The organism is Mesorhizobium sp. M1143, assembly GCF_040318435.1.
GTDB lineage: Bacteria > Pseudomonadota > Alphaproteobacteria > Rhizobiales > Rhizobiaceae > Mesorhizobium.
In genome coordinates, this window is the sequence record NZ_JAMYMJ010000047.1 from 18219 (window position 1) to 40019 (window position 21801).

The window sequence follows — 21801 nt, forward strand, 5'->3', positions numbered from 1 at the left end:
CAGACTTTGACGAAGCTAACAAGCCCTCGATTGCTTGCTTCGCCCTGGTGGTTCCCGCGCGAAGCGCTGCAATCCGCAAACCTATTTCTGCGCAATGGTTGGCGGGTTCGAACCGTCAGCCGTGTTGCCGTTGAGCTGATTGGTGCCATAGGACGATATGGCACCGCCATTAACGATGGCCGTGCCCGTCGTATTACCGGAGATCGTCGATCTGCCGACCCGGATGGTCGCGTTGGCGCCGTCGGCACGCAGGCCGCCTGCCGCTCCGTTGTTGGCCACGGCAACGCCGTCAACCATGATGTTGATCGCAGGCCCGCCGACCGGATTCAGGATGCTGATGCCGGCATTCGTGTTGCCCGACACGCTGCTATCCACGATCGTCGTGTTGGAGCCGCCCGTGTTGCTGGTGCCGTCAGCCTTCACGCCGGCCAGGTTGTTGTTCTCGATGGTCGAGTTCTCGATGATGACCTTGGCAACGCCGGCTGCGGTCGGCTGGATATGAACGCCGTCCGCGCCGTTGCCGGTGATGAAGCTGTTGGTGATATAGAGTTCGGACGCGCCCGACGGTGCGAACAGGATGCCGTTGCCGTTCGGCGCCGCAGAGCTGTTGCCACGAATGACGCAATCCTCGATGTGCAAGGCGGCGCCGACGAGAAAGCGGACGCCATTGATTCCAGGCGATGCCGTCGCTGTGTCGATATCGAGACCGCGCAGAACGACGACGTCGGTCGCTAGCGCGTTGATGGTCACTTGCGTCCCCGCATTCGATATGCCTGCCTCGACGTCCTCGCAAGCGATCGTTATCGACTTGGTGATCGTCACCGCGCCAAAGCCGCCCGGGTCGACGCAATTGATTTCGCCGCCGGCAGCCGTTTTCGAGATCGCGCCGGCGAAAGTCTTGCAAGGTGCGGTGCGGCTGCACGGATTGACGTCGTCGCCAACGCCGGAAACCCACGTCCGGGGCGCCTGCGCGGACGCCGGCGTCGCAAGACAAGCCATCACCATGGCGACTAAAATAGAAGATACCATGTATACAATTTTAATCATCTTCTCACACCCCCCAATGGAAAACTAGGAACTATTGCATATATGCAATATAAATCTAACACGCTACAGCCAAAAGAGCAACTAGAACACAATTCAATCTGAAATCGGCTCTGTTTCTCAGCCGGCAAAAGCGATCCCCGCGAAGATTGCGATGGTCTCACTGACAGCCCGGTGGAGCGGACCGACAAATCGGGCGCCCTTGGCAAGACATCGATTTGCAAGACATCGATTTCGGTCGTCTTGTAATCTGGCTGTCAGCCACGCCCTACTTCGCGTGGTCCTGCCTCGAGATCATGTCATCAGGACTGGCAGTCGACAACGACAGAGAGGACTGGTGGCAGTACTCCGGGACCCGCCCGGTCATTCAAGCTGGTTGCGCGTCCAGCCATAAAATGCACTTGGCGCGGTGTTGCCGCGCCAAGCGTTGCTATCAACAGTTAACCCCTGCAGCTATTTCAGCGCGATGGTTGGCGGATTGGGGCCGTCAGCAGTGTTGCCGTTGAGCTGGTTGGTGCCGTAAGACGAGATCAACCCGCCGTTGACGATGACCGTGCCGGTGCCATTGCCGGAGATCGTCGAGCGGCCGACGCGGATGGTTGCGTTGGCGCCATCGACACGCAGCCCGCCGACCACGCCGTTATTGGCGACGGCAACGCCGTCAACCATCATGCTGATCACCGGCCCGCCAGCCGGATTGAATATGCTGATGCCGGCGTTGGTGTTGCCCGACACGCTGCTGTTCACGATCGTCGTGTTGGAGCCGCCCGTGTTGCTTGTGCCGTCAGCCTTCACACCGGCCAGGTTGTTGTTCTCAATGGTCGAGTTCTCAATGATGACCTTGGCAACGCCGCCGGCGGTCGGCTGGATATGAATGCCGTCATTGTTGCCGGTGATGAACGAGTTGCTGACATAAAGTTCGGCTGTGCCCGACGGTGCGAACAAAATGCCGTTGCCGTTCGGCGCCGCAGCCGTGTTGTCGCGAATGACGCAATCCTCGACATGCAAGGCGGCGCCGGCAAGAAACCGGATTCCATTGAGACCTGGCCCAGCCGTCGCGCTGTCGATATCGAGACCGCGCAGAACGATGATGTCGGTCGCCAACGCGTTGACGATGATGCCATTCACCGACGCATTCAACACGCCCGCCTCAACGTCCTCGCAGGCGATCGTCATGGATTTGGTGATGGTCACCCCGCCGAAGCCGCCTGGATCGATGCAATTGATTTCGCCGCCGGCGGCGGTTTTCGAGATCGCACCGGCGAAGGTCTTGCAAGGTGCGGTACGGCTGCACGGATTGGCGTCGTCGCCAACACCGGAAACCCATGTCCGGGTCGCCTGTGCGGACGCCGGCGTGGCAAGACAAGCCACTACAATTGCAACTAGAATTGATGACAATAGATATGTGATCGATTTCACATGCCCACCCTCCAAATTTTGAGCAAGTTGCTACTTGCAGCCGAGCAAGGAAACATACCCCGCTACATCTAAAAAAGCAACTACTGATGTGACCAGCCCTGCGGATGCAACTGTTCCAAATCCGGCTTTTCTGCAACCGGGAAATATTGCTGAATCGCCGTAGAATATAGCGACCATCACAAAGGATGTTACGATATTTTGCTTAGCAATTTTATGGCTGTCGCGCTGAGAAACCGCCGTTACAGCATGAAAACAATCACTGACCCAGGGTGCTGACCGTTGCACGATTCGGCAAGCCGCGACAATTCCGGCTGTCATGGGCCGAATACACCCTCGCCTGGACCCGGCGGCGGCGATTATGTCTGAATGCTGCCAATATGCTGGCGAGCCGCGACGCCGGAACAGCGCGTCGGGATCACTCCGGCGCTTTGTCGGGCATGCATTCCAGCGCGCTCAGCGTCCAGCTGCTGGTCTTGGAGGTAATGTCGGCGACCTTCCATTTGCCGTCGATTTTCTTCAGCGACCACAGCATTTCGCGTTTGGAATCATCGCCTTCCGCAAAAAGGCTGAAGGTGGCGGTGACTTCGGCCGTATCGCCATTGACGGTCTCGGCCAGCTTCAATGTCTTGGCAATCGACTTCTGGTCGAAATCCTGGGCGTCGAGACCGGGATCGAAGTCGAGGCAGGCGACTTCGTCGGGCTTGTTCTTCGTTGCCTGGTCGTTGAGATCGAACAGCTTGGTCACCGGCTCGGTGAAGCGGTCGCGGTACTTTGCATCCCCCTCGAATTTCACCTCGGGCACATAAAAGAACTTCACGGCGTTGGAAGCCGGCCCGGCCAGCACCGTTGCTGGCAAGGCAATCGAAAAGACAGCGGCAAGCACTATCGGTTTCATGCAGGATCTCCGGACGTTTGGCGGCAAGGTGCAATACCAGACATCCTGCATATCGGTTTTTTTGCGGCTCATGAAGCCCCGGCTGCACCGTCTCAGCCATCAAGCCAGACGTTCTGCAGGTCCATCTCGAAGGTCTGGTGGACGCCGTAGTTCTTCACCTTCTTGTTCATGTGGCTGTAGAGCTTCTGCCAGAAGGGTTGAATGATGACGCCGGAATCCTGCAGGATCTGCTCGACATCCTTCATTACCTCACGCCGTTTCTCCACGTCGATCAGCGCCAGCGCCTGCTTCAGCTTGGCGTCGAAGTCCGGGTTGGAATAGGCCGATTCATTCCAGGCTTCGCCGGTGCGATAACCAAGCGCCAGCACCTGGACGCCAAGCGGGCGCATGTACCAGATGGTCATCGAATAGGGATACTTCGTCCAGTCGTTCCAGAAGGTCGAGCCCGGCAGCACCGTGCGCTTCACCTTGATGCCGGCGTCGCGCAGCTGGCCCGCAATCGCGTCGCCGGTGTTCTTCTGCCAATCGTCCTCGACGGTGATCAGCTCGTGCTCGAAATCGGCCTGCCCAGCGTCGGCCATCAGTTTCTTGGCGCCGGCCGCGTCGCGCGTCTTCTTGGGCAGCGCGAAATATTCAGGATGGATAGGGCTGACATGGTGGTTTTCACCGACCGTCCCTCGCCCGGCATAGCCGAGTTCCAGCACCGCATTGTTGTCGACCGCCATCTGCAGCGCGTTGCGCACCCGCTGGTCGTCATAGGGCTTGTGGGTAACGTTCGTGCGGGCAACCAGCGTGGTTGCCGTCGCAACCTCGGACTTCTCCAGCCCCATCTTATCCAGGATGTCGATGAAGTCGGCCGGCGTCTCGAAATTGAGGTCTATCTCGCCGGATTCGAAGGCGTTGATCGAAGCGTTGAAGTCGGTGCCGTAGTCGATGAACTCGACGCTGTCGAGCGGCGCTTCACCACCCCACCACTTGCCGTTTTCACGACGCTTGACCACCGCCTTCTGGCCGACATCGTAGGAGACCAGTTCGAACGGGCCCGTGCCGATCGGCTTCTTGACCGGGTCGGCGCCTTCGGCGTCGAAATTGCGGTGGACGACGAGCGCGGGATAATCGGTGAGGTTCGGGATCAGCGAAATGTCGGGCGCGCTGAGCGTCAGCTTGACCGTATTGTCGTCGACCTTGGCGATCGCGCCTTCCCTGGCCTTGCCCGACTTTTCGTCGATCAGCCCGCCGACGCGAGCGGCCATGGAGTTGCCGGCGACCTTCTTCTCGCACCAGCGGGTAACATTGAAGACCACGTCATCGGCGTTGAAAGCATCGCCATTGTTCCAGGTGATGCCCTTGCGCACATGCAACGTGTATTCCGTGGCGTCGTCATTGATGTCCCAGCTTTCGAGCAGCACTGGCTCGAAGGTGAATTCCCTGGTGTAGCGGACCAGCGGCTCCAGCCAGCAGCGCGAGATGTTGGCGAGTTCCACCCAGTCATAGGTGCGCGGATCTTTTTGGGCCTTGACCGACATCGATATGTGCAGCGTGCCGCCCTTCTTCGGCTCCTCGGCAAAAGCCTGTCCCGGCGCGGCAAGGCCGATCATGCCGTAGGCCAGCGCCGTCGATGCGCCGAACGCACTTGCCAATGCAAGAAACTCGCGCCGGTCCATACGGCCAGCACGCGTCTCTTGCGCCATCGCCTCGATGGCCGTTGGCACGCGATCGCCATTGCTTTTGAAAAGTGTCATGTCTTTCTCCCTTGCGGTTCCCATCGGGTCTTCGCCCGTTATCAACTCATTCGTCGTTCTCTTAGCTAACGCTGTCGGGCAGCCTCTCTTCGCGCTGCGCGATAAAGTCCCTGAGGCCCTCGGCAATGCCCTCATCGAGTTTCGGCTCTTCATAGTCGGCCAGCATGTTGCGGGCTTTCTCGCGGCCGCGCGTGTCGTGGTCCTTCGCCCCTCCAGCCTTCCATTGTTCGTAGGAGTTGAAATCCATGATGGTGGGCATGAAGAATGCCGACTCGTAATGATCGAGCGTGTGCTGGGTGCCGAGGAAATGGCCCTGCGGCCCGACTTCGCGGATCGCCGCCATGGCCTCCTTGAAATCGTCGAACGGCAGGCCGCCGGCATATTTATACCAGCCGACAAGCTGCTCGCAGTCGGTGGCGAATTTCGAATAGCCGCATGTCAGCCCGGCCTCCAACCAGCCGGCGGAGTGCCAGATATAATTGGCGCCGGCGAGGATGGCGGCATGCATCAGCATGTTGGATTCATAGCCGGCCTGGGCGTCGTTGAGCTTGGAGCCGACATGGAAGCCGGAGGTTCGCCAGGGCAGTTTGTATTTCCGCGCCAGCGCGCCCATCAGATACATCATCTGGGCGGCTTCCGGCGTGCCGCCCATCGGCGCGCCGGTCTTCATGTCGACCGTCACCATGAACTGGCCGTAGATTTGCGGCGAACCCGGGCGCAGCAGCTGGGTGAAAGCGACGCCGGCCAGTGCTTCGGCATTGACCTGCGCCACCGCGCCGACGGCCGAGGCCGAAGTCGATGCGCCGCACAGCGCAAAGGGAGCCAGGATCAGCGGCTGATTGCTGCGTGCATAGACCTTCATCGCGTCCAGCATGGTGGCGTCCCACACCAGCGGCGAGTTGCAGTTGGTAATCGACACCAGCACCGGGTTGTCGCGAACGAAATCTTCGCCAAAGACGATGCCCGCCATCGCCATCGTGTCTTCGGCGCGGTCTTTGGAAGTAACGATGCCCATGAACGGCTTGTCGGAATGCTTCAGCGCCGAATGGATGATGTGGAGATGCCGTTTCGGCACCGCGATCTCCATCGGCTCGCAGATGATCGAACTCGACGAATGCAGCGCCGGGGCCATGTAGGCGAGCTTGTGGAAATTGTTGAGGTCTTCAAGCGTGCCATAACGCCGGTTGTTGTCGAGGTCGCGCACGTAAGGCGCGCCATACATCGGCGCGAAGATGGAGTTCTTGCCGCCGACGCGCACGGTGCGCTCGGGATTACGCGCATTGAGGGTGAATTCGGACGGAACCTTCGCGACCAGTTCCATCAGCAGGCCGCGGTCGATGCGGACGCGTGTCTCGGACACGTCGGCGCCCGCCGCCTTCCACATGGCGATCGCCTCGTCGTCGCGGAACTCGCAACCGACCTCTTCGAGGATGGCGAGTGACTCCTGGTGGATCAGTTCCACCGCCTCGTCCGGGACCATCTGGTAGGTGGGGATCTCGCGGACCAGCGTCGGGAACGAGGTGACGGGGGCGCTCCTCAGCGCCTTGCGTCCGAGGCGACCGCCGCCGCGGCGGTGGGTTTGCTCGGTCAGTTCAGTGGCCGGTGCGTTCATGGAGCCTCCTCATTCCGTCCAACCAAGTTAGCGAGAGGAAATATGGATGTGATGCTGGAAAATCCTGATCTCTTGTATAAGCTCAGCTTATGCGGAGCCTGCGCCACCTCCTGCCCTCGGCCGGCAGCCTGATCGTCTTCGAGGCGGCGGGCCGGCTGTCGAGCTTCACCGCTGCCGGGCGCGAGCTCGGCATGACGCAGGCCGCCGTCTCTTATGCGGTGCGCGGGTTGGAGGAACAGCTCGGCGCGCAGCTGTTCCAGCGCCGCCACCGCCAGGTCGTCCTGACAGAAGCGGGCGAACGCTTCCATGCCGACGTCTCGCTCGGTCTGTCGCATATCCGCAAATCGGCCGAGGATCTGCGCCTGCAGGCGAGCGGCGGCCATGTCACGCTGGCGGCGTCGACCGCCTTCGGCTCGTTCTGGATGATGCCGCGCCTGCAGCAGTTCCGCGACGAACTGCCGGGCATCGACTTGCGCATCCAGACCGCCGACCGTGATCTCGACATCATCGCCGAGGGCATCCCGCTCGCCGTTCGCGGCGGCGAACCGCGCGACTGGGCCGATTATCATTCGCTGCCGCTGGCCGACGAGGAGATTTTTCCGGTGGTTGGCGCCAGCTATCTCGCGAAATTCGGCATGCCAAGGAGCGTCGCGGAGCTGGCGACGCATCGCCTGATCCACCTCGAGGAGCCCTACCGCGAGGCGGCTAGCTGGGACGAATGGTTCCAGTCTGCGGGCGGCAGGCTCGACAACACCGCGCGCGGCCTGCGCATCAACGATTACGGCCTCGTGATCCAGGGCGTCATGGAGGGCCAAGGCATCGCGCTCGGCTGGCGGCATCTGGCCGAACGGCTCCTGGCGTCGGGGCTGCTGGTGCCGGTGACCGACCATGTGCTGAGAACCGGCAAGGCGTTCTATGTGGTTTGGCCGAAGAACCGGGAGTTGAGCGAGAATGCGCGGAAAGTCAGGGACTGGCTGGCGGCGCAGGCTTGAAATCGGTTGCAGCGTAGTCACTATCGCGGAGTTCCTTCACACCCCCCTCTGTCCTGCCGGACATCTCCCCCGCAAGGGGGGAGATTGGCAGTTCATATGTCGCGTCACCCTTCAAGCATTGAAGATTGGCGAAAGCCGTCGTGACATCTGATCTCCCTCCTTGCGGGGGAGATGGCCGGCAGGCCAGAGGGGGGTGCTGTCCCGCTGGCGTCTCCAATGTCCGGCATTCATTGAAGCCTTCCGCACACCCTTCGAATCCCCCTATAGTACCCCAATGCCCATTCGTCAGCTTTCCGAAACGATGATCAACCAGATCGCCGCCGGCGAAGTCATCGAGCGTCCGGCGAGCGTGGTGAAGGAACTGGTCGAAAACGCGCTCGACGCCGGCGCCTCCCGCGTCGAGGTCGTCACTGCCGGCGGCGGGCTGAACCTGATCCGCGTCACCGATGACGGCTCCGGTATCCCCGAACAGGAACTGGCGCTGGCCATTGCGCGCCACTGCACCTCGAAACTTGCCGACAACATTCACGATATCCGCTCGCTCGGGTTCCGTGGCGAGGCATTGCCGTCAATTGGTTCGGTGTCGCGACTGTCGGTTCGCTCGCGCACGGCCGCAGGCGACGCTGCAGCCGAGATCGCCATCGAAGGCGGCCGCGTTTCGGCGGTCAAACCGGCGGCGGCCAACCGCGGCACCACGGTCGAGGTGCGCGACCTGTTCTTCGCCACGCCGGCCCGGCTCAAGTTCATGAAGGGCGAGCGCGCCGAAAGCTCCGCCACCAGCGACGTGCTCAAGCGCATCGCCATCGCCTTCCCCGCCGTGCGCTTCACGCTGGCCGGCTCGGACCGCTCGACGCTGGAATTGCCGGCGACCGACGACACGGCGGAAGGCAGCCTGCGCCGCGTCGCGCAAGTCATGGGCGCCGAGTTTCCCGACAATTCCATCGCTATCGACGCCAGCCGTGACGGCGTGCATCTGACCGGCCATGTCTCGATCCCCTCCTTTACCCGCGCCAACGCGCTGCAGCAATATGCCTATGTCAACGGCCGTCCGGTGCGCGACAAGCTGATTGCCGGCGCCATCCGCGGCGCCTTCGCCGATGTGCTGCCGCGCGACCGGCACGCGGTGACCGTGCTGTTCCTGACGCTCGATCCGGCGACCGTCGACGTCAACGTCCACCCAGCCAAGGCCGATGTGCGCTTTCGCGACCCCGGCCTGGTGCGCGGGCTGATCGTCGGCGCCATTCGCGAGGCGCTGGCCAATGCCGGCATCCGCGCCGCCACCAGCGGGGCCGCCGGGATGGTGGCGGCGTTCCGGCCGGGAGCCGCCTCCTACGCCCATGCGGGTCCTGCCAACGGTCATCGCAGTTATGACGCGGCCTACCGGGCCTCGGGCTTTTCGGGCTTTGACCGCTCGCCACAGCGGCCGCTGGATATGGGATTTGACGGCGCCGGCTTCCGCGAAAACGACCAGGCTGCATTCGACGCCGGTCCGCTCGCCAGCGCCGATGCGCGTGCCGGCTTAGCCGAGCCGGCCGAGACGCTGCTCGGCACCGCGCTGGGCGCCGCCCGCGCGCAGGTCCACGAGAACTACATCGTCGCCCAGACCAGGGATTCGCTTGTCATCGTCGACCAGCACGCGGCGCATGAGCGGCTGGTCTACGAGGCGCTGAAGAATGCCCTGCACTCGCGCGCGGTGCCCTCGCAGATGCTGCTTCTGCCGGAGATCGTCGACCTGCCGGAGGAGGACGCCGAGCGGCTGGCCATGCATTCCGAAACGCTGGCCCGGTTCGGCCTCGGCATTGAGCGTTTCGGTCCCGGCGCGGTGGCGGTGCGCGAGACGCCGTCGATGCTCGGCGAAACCAATGTCCAGCAATTGGTGCGTGATCTTGCCGACGAGATCGCCGACAACGACACGATCGAGACGCTGAAGGAACGACTGGACAAGATCGCCGCGACTATGGCCTGCCACGGCTCGGTCCGCTCCGGCCGCCTGCTCAAGCCTGAGGAGATGAACGCGCTGCTGCGCCAGATGGAAGCAACGCCGGGCTCCGGCACCTGCAACCACGGCCGCCCGACCTATATCGAACTCAAGCTCGCCGATATAGAGCGGTTGTTCGGAAGGCGGTGAGCACAAGCCAGGTCAGGGCACACGCTCAATTCACCAACAGGCGATAATCCTTGAACCTATGAGAGAAAACGTAATCCCTTGAGTAACCGGCGCTACCGCCGCGAAAATTCACGGAGATTATCTCGAAGCTTCTCCCAACCTGTTTTTGAACATTCATGTAGATGGGAGTCATCAGCATGCCGGCATCGCAATCGTCGTCATCGAAAGCGATCTCCTGAACGACCTTCTTTTTCTTCTTATCGATGACCCGCAGCTTATTCATGCAGACGAGAAAGCCCGCTTTCTCGTAGACCCCGGCAAATCTGTGGGTGGCTGTCTGCGCCCAGAAGGGAATCTCGACGGTGCCGTCAACCTTCGCCTCACCGGTATCGTCGAGGTTTGCGACCTTCTTCAGCGTGATCGGGAACTTGTCCGAGCCCTTGCTCCAAGTCCCTGTTGCGCCGCTTTCGCCAAGGTCGAGAGAAAACGGACATCCGGTGGTGCCAACGGGCGTTTTCGATCCCATGACCAGCACCCGGTCGAACTCCCTGTCGTCCGCAATCTCGCAAAGGAAGACCCCTGGTGCCACTGATCTTGCCGTACACCGCTATCGGGCTTTGCTTCGCGTCGTGGAAATAGCTCCCCTCGACCGTAATCCCGCTGCCGAAACTGTCATATCTCTGCAGCGATAGGTGGACGGGGTTAGGTCCGATGGAGCCTTCGTAGTTTTCGACCTGATACCAGCCCGCAGCGGCTTTCCCGGTCAGCAGCAAAACGCAAAAAATTGCCGATATGAACAGTCTTCCCATTCCGTCCCCCAGTGAAGGCAGCATACCACAGCTGTCCTTCCTCTGGGTGTCTGCATTCTGATGGAATGCGGTTCCCGGTTTGAGTCCGAAAACAGCTCAAATCATTTGTTTTAACGCTTTAAATTCACCACGATCACGCCGCCGAGCGCCAGTGCGCCGCCGAGGATACCAAGTAGCGTCGGCACTTCGCCCAGCCAGAAGAAGCCGATCAGGGCTGACATGGGCGAGACCAGATAGAGGAAGTTCGACGCGCGCGCTGCCGGAAGACGCGACAGTGCGGTTGCCCAGGCGGCATAGGCGATCAGGCTGGGCACGATGCCAAGAAAGATCACGGCGCCGATACCGGCCGTGTTGGCGACCGCGGCCTGCGCAAAGCCGCTCGGCAGAAAGGGTGCCAGGCAAAGAGCGCCAAGAATCATGTTCGAGGCCGAAATGGTCAGCGGGTGATGGTGGGCAAAGAGCGGCTTCTGGACGATCGTGTTGACGGCCGAGCACAGCGCGGAGCCAAGAACCAGCAGCGCGCCGGTGTCGAAACTCAAGCCATTCCCGTCGGCCACGGCTATGATGCCGATGCCGGCGAAAGAAATCGCCGTGCCGAACCAGGCCCAGCTTGAGAAGCGCTCGCCGAGCAATGCCATTGCCATGATGGCGGTGAAGATCGGGCTGACATTGATGATGAAACCGGCGGCACCCGCCGACACGGTCAGTTCGCCGAAATTGAGCATGACAGTGTAGAGCGCGACGAAGATGGCGCCGCCAAAAACCAGGCGCCACACTTCGTCGAGCCTCGGCAGCGCCGGGCGCTTGACGGCAAGAAAGATCGCTGCCGGCACCGCGGCAATGGCAAAGCGCAGCGCACCGAGTTCCAGCGGCCCGAAAGCGGCGAGGCCGGCACGGATCGCGGGAAAGGCCGAGGCCCAGCCAACCACCGTCAAGGCCACGGCGATGGCCGCCGTGGTGTCCATCCGCTGTGTCGGATTCGACGTGCTGGTCGTTGCGCTCATCTGCCTGTCCTCGGGTTCCCAGAGTGTTGAAAGGCAGAAAGCGCCTTTTCGGCGCCGTTGACAAACGATCAAATCGAGGATCACCTGTGACTATGGATCACAGCTCAGACACAATGGTGCCGCTCGAGACCCTGCGCGCCTTCGATGCGGCGGCGAGAACGGGGAGCTTTTCGGCCGCGGCCGAGAAGCTCAACATCACCCACGGCGCCGTCAGCCGGCAGATCGCCAAGCTGGAGGACTGGCTGGGCTTGAAAGTGTTCGACCGCGGCGCGCGCGGCGTCTCGCTGACCATCGAGGGCAACCGCCTGCATCTGCGCACGGCCGAAGCCTTTGCGCTGATCTCCAGCCATTCCGACCGCTGGGTCGAGCCGCGCGGCACCGCCGTGGTGCGGCTGACCTCGATACCCTCCGTCAGCGGGCTGTGGCTGATGCCGCGCATGGCGGCGCTGGAGAACAATCCCACCAAGCTGCGCATCGTCCTCGACGTCGACATCCGCCAGGCCGACCTTGCCGATGAAGGGATCGACCTGTCGGTCCGCTGCGGCCGCGGCGGCATTCCGGGCCGCATCTCGGTGAAGCTGTTCGAGGAACATGTCTTTCCCGTCGCCGCGCCCGGCCTTGCCCGCGAGATCGGCCGCGGCGACCCGGCCCGGCTGCTGAGGTTTCCACTGATCAACGATTCCGACGCCTCCGGCTGGCGTGCCTGGTTTGCCGCGCAAGGGATGGACTACCGCCCGCGCCCGCAGGATCGCCGCTTCGAGGACTACAATCTGGTGCTCGACGCCGCAGCTTACGGGCTCGGCATCGCGCTGGCGCGGCCACCGCTGACCGGACACCAGTTGGAGGCAGGCCGCATCGTCGCCGTCGACGAGCGCAGGGCGCTGAACCCGGTGTCGTACTGGCTCGACCGGCCGCTGGGGCGGCCGCGCACGGCTGCCGCCGAGCTTTCGCGCCGCATCGCAATTGAGGCTGGGCTGGCGATGGAAAAGATGGAAGCGTTCCTCGAAGCCGAGCGATAGCGGCGATTGTTCGGTGCTCAGCCAAGCACCAGCAAGGCGAGCCCGACAATGGCGACGGCCAGAAACCCGGCTGCCAGCGCAATCAGGCCGACACGCATCTGCTGCCGGCCTTCGGGCTGGACCGTGTCATTCGACCCAGACATCGCCTGCTCCCGCCTCATTGGCATATCGGTGGTGGCAGCGCGGCGCTGCGGCGAAACCACGGGTGCGAGAAGCGCAAACCAGGGCAGTCCTGCGGGCTTTGCGGCAGCGCCATCTTCGGCCTTGGCCGACGGCAGCGGCAGACCGCGCTGTGCATCGTCGTTGGCTGGCGTCGCCTTGCCTATCGCAGCCGCTATTGGCCCGGAAACGTCGGGCGCCTCGACGCCAGGTTCAGCAAGGGCCAGATAGGCTTGCAGGACCTCGGCAGAACCCGTCTGCTGCCCCTTTGCGGTGGCTGCGGACAACAGCGCCTGCAGCGCCGGCGCCGCTGCCGGCTGCAAAGGCGCGCCGGACGGCGTCGGCGGCTGCACCAGCGCCTTTATAAGTGCTGCTTTCGCCGGATCGGCCTTCGCCGACGGCAACGCTGCCAACATCATGGCCTCACGCAGCAGCGCGGTCAGGCGGGCGGATGAAATGTCCATGCCGGTCCCATAAGAATGGTTTGGAGCGACAATAGCGCCTCAGCATTGCGTCAAGCTTGACCTTGCCGGCAATTTATGGCGATGAAATCAGCATGAACCTTGGCACCACTCCATGATGAACCGCTTCGAAGGCCCCGGCGGCAAGGAAGCCCGTATCCGCTATCTCGACGGCGACTTCCAGGTCACCAGCCCCGGCGCCTTCGTGCGCTGCGCGGTGACCGGCGAGAGCATTCCGCTGGACGAGCTCAAATATTGGAGCGTCGCCAGGCAGGAGCCCTATGTCAGCGCCGCCGCCTCGCTGCGCCGCGAGATCGAGATGCATCCGGACCTGCGCAGCCGGGGTTAGATCGGCACACCGGAAAGCAAGGCTCACCGTCGATCTGATTTTCCTGGAACGCCTGCAGGACTATGGCTTTGAGGATGCCGGCGCGTTTTCGACCGAAAAGTCGAATTTATGAACAAGCCGATCTCCGACAAGCACTTTGATGGAATACGGCCCGATCGGATCACCCTCGGCCATGCACCAGCCATGCGAGATCCATCCGTCCTGCGGTTTGTAGAACATGGTGGTCTTGGAGACCCTTCGATCGCCCGATAGCTTGCTCAAGCTGTATTCGTTTCCGTCGATACCACCCCACTGCCTGGGCTCCGCGGGAAGCGCGAACACCTCGGTGACCGATACCAGTCTGTCGCCTTGCGCCAGACGTACGCGCCATTCAAAGCAGGCGCTATCGGGGATAAGCGGTACAATGTTTGAGGGCCGAACGTGGGTAGCACCGTCCGCTTCGGTGACCGAGACCAGAAATTCGCTGTCGGTCGCGGTGGGTGCCTGCGCCGAAGATGGGTTCGCCATCGCCACAAGAACAAAGCCCACAAAGAGTGCCCGCAACCTAACCATTCCACCCCCCGCGCTGAAGCCGGTCTGACTTATAATAGTGATAAGCGGCGAGAAATATCCTGTGTCAACGCGGGAGCGCCCTACCCTCGCAGCCGGCGCTGTCTCCAGGCATCCAGCGTCTCGTCGATGATGCGCTCCGGCACAGTGTCGAGTTCGAACGTGGCGTCGATCTCCAGCACGGCGAGTTCAGCGAGGAAATCGGCCGGGGCAGCGCCGTGGCGCAGCCGGGCGGCGTCCTTGGCGGTGGTGACGAGGCCCAGTCCATCGCGGCGCGCGGTTGCCGCCAGTTCCGCGAGTTCATCAGGGGCATAGAAGTGATGGTCCGGAAACGATCGGCTCAGCGCCACTTCCGCACCAGTGCCGCGCAGCGTGTCGAAGAATTTTTCGGGGTGGCCGATGCCGGCAAAGGCGAGGAACCGCCGGCCGGCGAACCGCTCCTTGGCCGCGGGCTCGGCATGCGCCTCGAAGATCGGCCGGCCGGCGCGCGCCGCTTGGCGCACGACCTGGTCGGCGGCAGCGCCCTCGCCCATCTTCAACAGCCCGTCGGTGAACACCAGTTGGTCGACGATGTTGGCTCTCAGCGGACCGCCCGGAATGACCCGGCCGTTGCCGATGCCGTAACGGGCGTCGACGACGACCAGCGCATAATCGATATGGATGCGCGCGCTCTGAAAACCGTCATCCATGATCAGGAAATCGCAACCATGGGCTTCCAGGAGCAGCTTGGCGCCGGCAGCGCGGTTGGGGCTCACCGCAACCGGCGCGTGCTCGGCCAAAAGCAGCGGCTCGTCGCCGACATGCTTGGCAGCGTCGTGACCGGCATCGACGACATGCGGCTGCGCGAACGAGCCGCCATGGCCGCGCGACAGGAATCCGGGATTGAGTTGCATGCGCCTGGCCTGCTTTGCCAGCGCGATGGCGACCGGCGTCTTGCCGCTGCCGCCGACGGTGAAGTTGCCGACGCAAAGCACTGGCGCGTCGATCTTTTCACGTACCGCCCGATGCATGCGGCGGCCGGCGACGATGCCATAGACGGCTGATAGCGGCGACAGCGCAAAGACCCGCCAGTCCGGCGCTTCCCACCAGAAAGGTGGTGCTTCCGACGCCACCTATCGCCCGTCGGCGCCCTTCAGGCGCGACTTGACGATCAATGGCTGGATATAAGGCTCGAGCGACTTCAGCGTGTGCGCCAGCGCACCGCGCATCTGGTCGACTGTGGCGGCACCGGCCGCCATCATCTCATGGCGCGCAACTTCATTGCTCAGCAGGAAATTGACGGCGCCGGCCAGCATGTCGCGGTCGCGCACCAGCTTGGCGCCGCCGCTGTCGAGCAGGCGCTGATAGGCCTCGCGAAAATTCTGGACGTTGCGGCCGGCCAGCACAGCGGTGTCGAGCATGGCCGGCTCCAGCGGATTCTGGCCGCCTTCCGAGGTCAGCGAGCGGCCGACAAAGGCGATTTCCGTCAGCCGGAGATAAAGCCCCATCTCGCCGATCGTATCGCCAAGGAGGATATCGGTGTCGGCGGTGATCCGGTCGCCCTTGCTGCGCCGCGCCAGCTTCAGGCCCATGCCGGAAATCTGTGCGGCCAGCGCTTCGGCGCGGTCGGGATGGCGCGGGACGATAATCGTCAGCAGGCCATGGTGGCGCTTGTAGAGCGTGGCGTGGACTTCCGCCGCGACCACCTCCTCGCCGTCATGGGTCGAAATTGCCGCCCAGGTCGGGCGGCCGGCGATCTGGCGCTTCAGCGTCGCCAGCGCCCGTTCGTCGACGGGCGGCGGCAAGGTGTCGACCTTGAGGTTGCCGGACACGGTGACCGGCCGGGCGCCAAGCGCGCGAAACCGTTCGCCGTCGACATCCGACTGGGCAACGACATGTGCAAGGTTCTCGAACAGCGCCTCGGCGATGTTGGCGCGCTTCTTCCAGGATTTGAACGAACGGTCGGAGAGCCGGCCGTTGACCAGCACCTGCGGCACGTGGCGGGCGCCGAGCTCGAGGATCGTCATCGGCCATATCTCGGATTCGGCGATGATAGCCAGGTCCGGCCGCCAGTGATCGAGAAAGCGGCTGACGGCCGGCTTGAGGTCGAGCGGAACATATTGGTGGATGATGCGGTCGCCCAGCCGTTCGTCGGCAACCTGCGCCGAGGTCACTGTTCCCGTCGTCAGCACGATGTTGACACCGTAGTCGAGGATGCTTTGCACCAGCGGCACGACCGCAAGGGTCTCGCCGACGCTTGCCGCATGGATCCAGATCACCGGCCCTTCGGGGCGCGGCCGCCCGGCAACGCCGTAGCGCTCACGGCTGCGGCTGCGGTCTTCCTTGCCCTGCGATGTGCGCCAGGCGACATAGGGACCCATCAGCGGATAGGCGGCTGCACCGGCAAGGCGGTAGGCCGCCAGGAAGGCGCGCGCCCAGCCGACGCTCATGGCCTGCCGTCCACGAGCCGATAGGCCTCGGCGGTTGCGGCATTGAGCGCGGCCGTGACTTCCTGGCGCTTGCGCTCCATTTCGGCCTCGTCGGCATTGGCCGGCACGAAAACCGGCGTTCCGATGACGATCGAGGAGCGGCCGAACGGCAGGTTGATGGTGGTCTTGTCCCAGCTCCTTTCCAGCACCTTGCGGCGGCTGGTGGCGATGGCGGCAGGCATGATCGGCCGGCCGGAAAGGCGTGCCAGCAGAACGATACCAAGCCCCGCGTCGCGCGGCGTGCCGTGGGGAATGTCGGCGATCATGGCGACGTTCTTGCCGGCCACGAGTGACTTTTTCAGGGCGATGAGCGCCTTGGCGCCGCCCTTGTCGAGATGCTTCGTGCTTTCACGCCCGCCGGAGCCGCGCACCGCCTCGATGCCGAATTTTTCGATCATCAGCGCGTTGAGTTCGGCGTCGGCGCTGCGCGAGACCATGGCGACCAGCGGCCGTCCCTTGGGATAATAGGCTGGGGTCAGCAGATGCTGGCCATGCCAGAGCGCGATGATGCCGGGTTCGAATTCGGCGTAGTCGCCGCCTGAAAATTTAGCCGAGCCTTCGACCACGCGGTTGGTCAGGCGCACCAGGCGGACGAACTGGGCGAGCAGGCTGACGATCATGCTCTTGACGATTCGCGACTGCGCCAACGGCTCGCGGATCTTGCGCCAGAATGTCTTCGAACTGCCGCCGCGTCTTCTTCGGACCGCGGCGCCGGTGGGCTGCCCTTTCACCGCTTCATGCTCCATCGCTGTCAACCGGCGGCCTTGCTTTCAGGGTCGAGCAGCCGGTGCAGATGGACGACGAAATAGCGCATATGGGCATTGTCCACGCTGGCTTGCGCCTTTGCCTTCCACGCGGTGTGCGCGGTTTGATAGTCCGGATAAACGCCAACGATGTCGAGCGCGTCGAGATCGCGGAACTCGGTGCCTCCCAGCTTCTTCAGCTCGCCGCCGAACACCAGGTGCAAAAGCTGTTTCTTTCCGTCTTCCGCGGCCATTTCGGTCCTTCACATATTGTGAGTTTGCGACAGGTCTAGCCCAAAGCTGCCGACTTTGGAACCTTCGATCACGCTTCCGTATCGGCAATGACGCCGGCAAGCACGGTCAGCAACTGCCCGCTGCCGGCGACCAGCGCGCCGTGACGGATGATCTCCCCGGCATAGAGCGGCGCGCGGCCATGGCCGTCGAGCACGGCGCCGCCAGCCTCGCGCAAGATGAGATCGGCGGCGGCGATATCCCAGTCATGCGCGTTGGGCTTGACGAAGGTTGCGTCGAGCGTGCCGTTGGCGACCATCGCCAGCCGGTAGGCGAGAGAGGGAATGTGCGCCGCCCGCCGCACCCGGCCCTGCCATTGCGCCGGCATCAGGTCGATCAACTGCTTCAGCCCGCCGATCTCGACCGTCTTACCCAGGCCGCGCACGGCAATCGGCTTGCCGTTGCGGAAAGCTCCATGGCCAGGCAGCGCCCAATAGGTTTCGCCCTTGGCCGGACATTCGAGCACACCGGTGAGCGTGCGGCCATTCTCGACCACCGCGACGCTGACGCACCACGAGCGCAGACCTTCGAGGAAGCCGCGGGTGCCGTCTATGGGGTCGACGACAAAGGTGCGCCGCGCCAGAAGCCGCGCCGGATCGTCAGTCGTTTCCTCTGATAGCCAGCCATAGTCCGGCCGCGCCGCAAGCAGGGTCTCGCGCAGATAGGCGTCCGCCGCGTGGTCGGCTTCGCTGACCGGCGAGGTGCCGCCCTTCATCCACACTTGCGGGTTCTTGCCGAAATAGCGCATGGCGATCGCGCCCGCCTCGCGGGCGGCGTCGCGCAGCAGATCGAGGTCTTCCGAGGCCCCGGCCGATATGACCGGGTCACGCTCCGGCAAGGGTCATTCCTTCGATCAGCAGCGTCGGTGCGGCAGTGCCGAAATCGCGGTCAAGATCGCTCGCCGGAACCATATTGAGGAACATCGTCTTCAAATTGGAGGCGATGGTCACCTCGGCCACCGGATAGGCAAGCTCACCATTGTCGATCCAGAAGCCGGATGCGCCACGGCTGTATTCGCCGGTCACCATGTCGACGCCCTGGCCGAACACTTCAGTGACATAAAAGCCGGATTTTAGCGACCTGATCAGGTCTTCCGGCGTCCTGTCGCCCGGCTCGATGGCGAGATTGGTCGAAGACGGCGATACCGACGAGCCGCTGCGCGCGCCGCGTCCGTTGGTGGTCAGCCCCAATTCCCGCGCGGCGGACGTCGACAGGAACCAGTGCTTCAGCACGCCGTTCTCGACCATCAACAGCTTTTCGCCCTCGACGCCTTCGCCGTCGAACGGGCGCGAGGCCTGGCCGCGACGCCGTAGCGGCTCGTCGGTGACGGTGATGGCAGCCGACGCAACCTGCTTGCCCATCATCTCGCGCAAAAAACTGGTCTTGCGCGCCACCGAAGCGCCGTTGATGGCGCCGGCGAGATGACCGGCAATGCCGCGCGCGACGCGCGGATCGAACACCACGTTGACCGGACCGGTCGCCGCCTTGCGGGCGCCGAGGCGGCGCACGGCGCGCTCGCCGGCCTTGCGGCCGATCAATTCCGGTGCGTCCAGATCGGAAAAATGCTGGTTCGAAGAGTATTCGTAGTCGCGCTCCATGCCGGTGCCTTCACCCGCAATCACGCTGGCCGAACGCGAAAAGCGCGACGCGACATAGTGGCCGACGAAGCCGTTCGACGTGGCAAGCACCAGCCCGCCGAGGCCTGCGCTGGCGCCGCTGCCGGCCGAATTGGTGACACCCTTGACTGCAAGGGCCGCTTCCTCGGCGGCAAGGGCCGCTTCCTTCAACTGATCGGCCGAAACCTCGGTGGCGTCGAACAGATCGAGGTCGCGCACCTTGCCAACCAGCAAAGCCGGATCGGCGAGACCCTGATAGGGGTCCTCGGGCGAGACTTTGGCCATGGCCACGGCGCGCTCAGCCAGCGCCTTGGGGTCCGATGCCGCCGTCGCCGAGACGCTCGCCACCCGGTTGCCGACGAAGACGCGCAGCGAGACATCGTCGCCCTCGGACGCTTCGGTGTTCTCGACCTTTCCCAGCCGCACCGACACGCCGATCGAACGGCCGCGCACGGCAACCGCGTCGGCGGCGTCGGCGCCGGCCCGCTTGGCAGCCTCGACCAGTGCCGCGACGCGGTCGGTCAATTTCGCTGCCTCTGATGTATCGGTCATGCGCGTGGTCCTGGCTGAAGCCGCGCCGGGCGGTAGCGGCTGCTGCACCATCTATTGTCCCAATGCGGCTTGTGCAATGGCGCACGGGCAATTGTCCCGCTGCGGCATAGCGCCCAAGCGGCCCGCAAAGCCATCCGCGGCGGCGCCACAGACGCGCGGCTTGACCGGTTTGTGAGTTTAACCGAGGCCGATTTCCGTCAAGGAGTGGCGACCGGCGTCCAGATCACGTCATCGATCCTCGTCGCGCCCGTTGCCAGCATCACCAGCCGGTCGAAGCCAAGCGCCGAGCCGCTGGCTTGCGGCATGATGGCGAGGGCGGCGAGAAAATCCTCATCCAGCGGATAGCGCTCGCCATAGACGCGCTCCTTCTCGTCCATCTCGGCGGCAAAGCGCCGGCGCTGCTCGGCCGGATCGGTCAGTTCGCCAAAAGCATTGGCGAGCTCGACGCCGCAGCAATAGAGCTCGAAGCGCTCGGCCACGCGCTGGTCCTCCGCGCTCGGCCGGGCCAAGGCGGCCTCGGAGATCGGATAGCCATAGAGGATTGTGGCCCGCCCCTGCCCCAGCATCGGTTCGACCTTTTCCACCATCACGCGGCTGAACAAATCGGCCCAGTTGTCATCGTCGGCCGTGCGCAGGCCGGCCTTGACCAGAGCATCATGAAGTGCGGCGCGGTCTGTGCCGCCATCGGCAGAAACGGTGGCAAGAAGATCGATGCCGGCGTAACGCGCAAAAGCTTCCGCCACGCTCACGCGTTCCGGCTCGGCAAACGGATCGGCCTCGCGGCCGCGAAAGCGGAAGGTTTTGGCGCCGGCCAGCTCAGCCGCGAGCTTCAGCAGTTCGGCGCAATCAGCCATCAGGCTCTCATAGGTTTCGCCGACTCGGTACCATTCGAGCATGGTGAACTCCGGGTGATGCAAAGGACCGCGCTCGCGGTTGCGCCAGACGGCGCCCAGGCTGAAGATGCGCCGTTCGCCGGCGGCAAGCAGCTTCTTGCAGGCGAATTCCGGTGAGGTGTGGAGGTAAAGCGGCCGGCGCGCACCGTCGGCGCCGATAGCCTCGGTGGCAAAGGCGGAGAGATGCGCCTCATTGCCCGGTGATATCTGCAGCGCCGCCGTCTCGACCTCGATGAAGTCGCGCTCGCCAAACCAGCTGCGCATTGCGGCAGCTATGGCGTTACGCGCCATCAGCCGCGGCCGGCGGTCGGCGTGAACATCCGGCGTCCACCAGGGCGAAGCGCCAGTCATGGGTTTGCCGGGCAACGGAATTGCTGACAGGGCTGGCGGTTCGGGCCAAGATGCGCTACGGCGACGGCTCTCGCAGCCGATTTGCGCCGAACGATCGTTTCAGGCCAACGAAGTCTAGGATTGAAAACCGTGGTGAAGGTCATCGCCAGTTCGCTCCGTAAAGGCAATGTCGTCGACAAGGACGGCAAGCTTTACGTGATCCTCTTTGCCGAAAACATCCACCCTGGCAAGGGTACGCCGGTCACCCAGCTCGACATGCGCCGCATCTCCGACGGGGTGAAGGTTTCGGAGCGCTACCGCACCACCGAGCAGGTCGAGCGCGCCTATGTCGAGGAGCGCGAGCACACCTTCCTCTACGCCGACGCCGAGGGGTATCACTTCATGAACCCGGAAAGCTACGACCAGGTCGCGGTGCCGGAAAGCGTGGTCGGCGACATGGCGCCCTACCTGCTCGAAGGCATGGCGGTGCAGATTTCGCAGTTCAACGGCATCGCCATAGCCCTGGTGCTGCCGCAGCGCGCTACTTTCGAAGTGGTCGAGACGGAGCCGACGACCAAAGGCCAGACGGCGTCCTCGTCATACAAGCCGGCCGTGCTTTCCAACGGCGTGCGCACGCTGGTGCCGCCGCACATCGCGCCGGGTACCCGCGTGGTGGTGATGACGGCCGATGGCGCTTATGTGGAGCGGGCGAAGGACTGAGGCGCGAGCGCCTCCGTCCTGGTTGAT

The 21801-nt window shown here is 63.5% G+C and carries 22 protein-coding genes; 5 read left to right on the top strand and 17 right to left on the bottom strand.

Annotation, left to right across the window (positions count from 1 at the left end):
* Positions 1–81 precede the first annotated feature (81 nt).
* The 6 genes from NKH35_RS24790 to NKH35_RS24815 all read right to left on the bottom strand — a co-directional run bounded on the left by NKH35_RS24790 (position 82) and on the right by NKH35_RS24815 (position 6712).
* Positions 82–1047, bottom strand: coding sequence for a right-handed parallel beta-helix repeat-containing protein (locus NKH35_RS24790; protein ID WP_156937220.1), 966 nt, complete (start codon positions 1045–1047; stop codon positions 82–84).
* 450 nt (positions 1048–1497) lie between these two features.
* Positions 1498–2415, bottom strand: a complete 918-nt coding sequence (locus NKH35_RS24795) for a right-handed parallel beta-helix repeat-containing protein (protein ID WP_050590409.1) — start codon at positions 2413–2415, stop codon at positions 1498–1500.
* 78 nt (positions 2416–2493) lie between these two features.
* Positions 2494–2781: a hypothetical protein gene (locus NKH35_RS24800; RefSeq protein ID WP_352916710.1), complete on the bottom strand. Its 288-nt coding sequence runs from the start codon at positions 2779–2781 to the stop codon at positions 2494–2496.
* A 97-nt stretch (positions 2782–2878) separates the two neighbouring features.
* On the bottom strand, positions 2879–3358 hold the full coding sequence (locus NKH35_RS24805) for a DUF3828 domain-containing protein (protein ID WP_023694426.1): 480 nt from the start codon (positions 3356–3358) through the stop codon (positions 2879–2881).
* Positions 3359–3450: 92 nt separating this feature from the next.
* Positions 3451–5100 carry an ABC transporter substrate-binding protein gene (locus NKH35_RS24810; protein WP_352654879.1) on the bottom strand — a complete coding sequence of 550 codons (1650 nt, stop codon included), beginning with the start codon at positions 5098–5100 and terminating at the stop codon, positions 3451–3453.
* A 61-nt stretch (positions 5101–5161) separates the two neighbouring features.
* A complete protein-coding gene (locus tag NKH35_RS24815) occupies positions 5162–6712 on the bottom strand; it encodes a trimethylamine methyltransferase family protein (RefSeq protein ID WP_023694427.1) in 1551 nt (516 codons plus the stop codon).
* Positions 6713–6801: 89 nt separating this feature from the next.
* Here NKH35_RS24815 and NKH35_RS24820 point away from each other — a divergent pair, with 89 nt between their 5' ends.
* Together NKH35_RS24820 and mutL are read left to right on the top strand one after the other, a co-directional pair.
* Positions 6802–7704, top strand: a complete 903-nt coding sequence (locus NKH35_RS24820) for a LysR substrate-binding domain-containing protein (protein WP_352916712.1) — start codon at positions 6802–6804, stop codon at positions 7702–7704.
* Positions 7705–7978: 274 nt separating this feature from the next.
* Positions 7979–9832, top strand: a complete 1854-nt coding sequence (gene mutL / locus NKH35_RS24825; protein ID WP_352652152.1) for a DNA mismatch repair endonuclease MutL — start codon at positions 7979–7981, stop codon at positions 9830–9832.
* A gap of 25 nt (positions 9833–9857) precedes the next feature.
* On the opposite strand, the gene NKH35_RS24830 is transcribed toward mutL, so the two are convergent.
* Entirely contained in the window at positions 9858–10400 is a 543-nt protein-coding gene (locus NKH35_RS24830) for a hypothetical protein (RefSeq protein WP_352916714.1), read from the bottom strand.
* Positions 10401–10730: 330 nt separating this feature from the next.
* Positions 10731–11624: a DMT family transporter gene (locus NKH35_RS24835; RefSeq protein WP_352916716.1), complete on the bottom strand. Its 894-nt coding sequence runs from the start codon at positions 11622–11624 to the stop codon at positions 10731–10733.
* A 92-nt stretch (positions 11625–11716) separates the two neighbouring features.
* On the opposite strand from NKH35_RS24835, the gene NKH35_RS24840 reads away from it, so the two are divergent.
* Positions 11717–12643, top strand: coding sequence for a LysR substrate-binding domain-containing protein (locus tag NKH35_RS24840; RefSeq protein ID WP_352916718.1), 927 nt, complete (start codon positions 11717–11719; stop codon positions 12641–12643).
* Between the two features lie 17 nt (positions 12644–12660).
* On the opposite strand, the gene NKH35_RS24845 is transcribed toward NKH35_RS24840, so the two are convergent.
* Positions 12661–13266 (bottom strand): hypothetical protein, encoded by a 606-nt coding sequence (locus NKH35_RS24845; RefSeq protein WP_352916720.1) that lies wholly within the window; start codon positions 13264–13266, stop codon positions 12661–12663.
* Between the two features lie 112 nt (positions 13267–13378).
* Here NKH35_RS24845 and NKH35_RS24850 point away from each other — a divergent pair, with 112 nt between their 5' ends.
* Positions 13379–13612 carry a DUF2093 domain-containing protein gene (locus tag NKH35_RS24850; protein ID WP_023694434.1) on the top strand — a complete coding sequence of 78 codons (234 nt, stop codon included), beginning with the start codon at positions 13379–13381 and terminating at the stop codon, positions 13610–13612.
* A gap of 60 nt (positions 13613–13672) precedes the next feature.
* On the opposite strand, the gene NKH35_RS24855 is transcribed toward NKH35_RS24850, so the two are convergent.
* From NKH35_RS24855 to epmA, 8 genes are all read right to left on the bottom strand, one after another.
* Positions 13673–14155 carry a PM0630 family protein gene (locus NKH35_RS24855; RefSeq protein ID WP_352916721.1) on the bottom strand — a complete coding sequence of 161 codons (483 nt, stop codon included), beginning with the start codon at positions 14153–14155 and terminating at the stop codon, positions 13673–13675.
* Between the two features lie 89 nt (positions 14156–14244).
* Positions 14245–15273 (bottom strand): tetraacyldisaccharide 4'-kinase, encoded by a 1029-nt coding sequence (lpxK, locus tag NKH35_RS24860; protein WP_023734236.1) that lies wholly within the window; start codon positions 15271–15273, stop codon positions 14245–14247.
* On the bottom strand, positions 15274–16590 hold the full coding sequence (gene waaA, locus NKH35_RS24865) for a lipid IV(A) 3-deoxy-D-manno-octulosonic acid transferase (protein WP_023671577.1): 1317 nt from the start codon (positions 16588–16590) through the stop codon (positions 15274–15276).
* A complete protein-coding gene (locus NKH35_RS24870; RefSeq protein ID WP_023682942.1) occupies positions 16587–17375 on the bottom strand; it encodes a lysophospholipid acyltransferase family protein in 789 nt (262 codons plus the stop codon). The genes waaA and NKH35_RS24870 overlap by 4 nt, the downstream gene beginning before the upstream one ends.
* A gap of 5 nt (positions 17376–17380) precedes the next feature.
* Positions 17381–17626 (bottom strand): DUF4170 domain-containing protein, encoded by a 246-nt coding sequence (locus NKH35_RS24875; protein ID WP_023682943.1) that lies wholly within the window; start codon positions 17624–17626, stop codon positions 17381–17383.
* A gap of 68 nt (positions 17627–17694) precedes the next feature.
* Positions 17695–18501 (bottom strand): 3'(2'),5'-bisphosphate nucleotidase CysQ, encoded by an 807-nt coding sequence (locus NKH35_RS24880; RefSeq protein WP_023682944.1) that lies wholly within the window; start codon positions 18499–18501, stop codon positions 17695–17697.
* Positions 18488–19831, bottom strand: coding sequence for a TldD/PmbA family protein (locus tag NKH35_RS24885; RefSeq protein WP_023709712.1), 1344 nt, complete (start codon positions 19829–19831; stop codon positions 18488–18490). Before NKH35_RS24885 ends, NKH35_RS24880 begins: the two co-directional genes overlap by 14 nt.
* Before the next feature lie 197 nt (positions 19832–20028).
* A complete protein-coding gene (gene epmA / locus NKH35_RS24890; protein WP_352916724.1) occupies positions 20029–21075 on the bottom strand; it encodes an EF-P lysine aminoacylase EpmA in 1047 nt (348 codons plus the stop codon).
* A gap of 129 nt (positions 21076–21204) precedes the next feature.
* Here epmA and efp point away from each other — a divergent pair, with 129 nt between their 5' ends.
* Positions 21205–21774 carry an elongation factor P gene (gene efp / locus NKH35_RS24895; protein WP_023682947.1) on the top strand — a complete coding sequence of 190 codons (570 nt, stop codon included), beginning with the start codon at positions 21205–21207 and terminating at the stop codon, positions 21772–21774.
* Positions 21775–21801: the final 27 nt, after the last annotated feature.

What these genes read in the sequence shown, in the direction of transcription:
- NKH35_RS24870 (WP_023682942.1), bottom strand. Translation starts at nt 17,375, where the DNA reads ATGGAGCATGAAGCGGTGAAAGGGCAGCCCACCGGCGCCGCGGTCCGA.
- NKH35_RS24840 (WP_352916718.1), top strand. Translation starts at nt 11,717, where the DNA reads ATGGATCACAGCTCAGACACAATGGTGCCGCTCGAGACCCTGCGCGCC.
- NKH35_RS24790 (WP_156937220.1), bottom strand. Translation starts at nt 1,047, where the DNA reads ATGATTAAAATTGTATACATGGTATCTTCTATTTTAGTCGCCATGGTG.
- NKH35_RS24875 (WP_023682943.1), bottom strand. Translation starts at nt 17,626, where the DNA reads ATGGCCGCGGAAGACGGAAAGAAACAGCTTTTGCACCTGGTGTTCGGC.
- mutL (WP_352652152.1), top strand. Translation starts at nt 7,979, where the DNA reads ATGCCCATTCGTCAGCTTTCCGAAACGATGATCAACCAGATCGCCGCC.
- NKH35_RS24850 (WP_023694434.1), top strand. Translation starts at nt 13,379, where the DNA reads ATGATGAACCGCTTCGAAGGCCCCGGCGGCAAGGAAGCCCGTATCCGC.
- NKH35_RS24805 (WP_023694426.1), bottom strand. Translation starts at nt 3,358, where the DNA reads ATGAAACCGATAGTGCTTGCCGCTGTCTTTTCGATTGCCTTGCCAGCA.
- epmA (WP_352916724.1), bottom strand. Translation starts at nt 21,075, where the DNA reads ATGACTGGCGCTTCGCCCTGGTGGACGCCGGATGTTCACGCCGACCGC.
- NKH35_RS24810 (WP_352654879.1), bottom strand. Translation starts at nt 5,100, where the DNA reads ATGACACTTTTCAAAAGCAATGGCGATCGCGTGCCAACGGCCATCGAG.
- NKH35_RS24800 (WP_352916710.1), bottom strand. Translation starts at nt 2,781, where the DNA reads ATGACAGCCGGAATTGTCGCGGCTTGCCGAATCGTGCAACGGTCAGCA.
- NKH35_RS24835 (WP_352916716.1), bottom strand. Translation starts at nt 11,624, where the DNA reads ATGAGCGCAACGACCAGCACGTCGAATCCGACACAGCGGATGGACACC.
- NKH35_RS24815 (WP_023694427.1), bottom strand. Translation starts at nt 6,712, where the DNA reads ATGAACGCACCGGCCACTGAACTGACCGAGCAAACCCACCGCCGCGGC.
- waaA (WP_023671577.1), bottom strand. Translation starts at nt 16,590, where the DNA reads ATGAGCGTCGGCTGGGCGCGCGCCTTCCTGGCGGCCTACCGCCTTGCC.
- NKH35_RS24885 (WP_023709712.1), bottom strand. Translation starts at nt 19,831, where the DNA reads ATGACCGATACATCAGAGGCAGCGAAATTGACCGACCGCGTCGCGGCA.
- NKH35_RS24845 (WP_352916720.1), bottom strand. Translation starts at nt 13,266, where the DNA reads ATGGACATTTCATCCGCCCGCCTGACCGCGCTGCTGCGTGAGGCCATG.
- NKH35_RS24820 (WP_352916712.1), top strand. Translation starts at nt 6,802, where the DNA reads ATGCGGAGCCTGCGCCACCTCCTGCCCTCGGCCGGCAGCCTGATCGTC.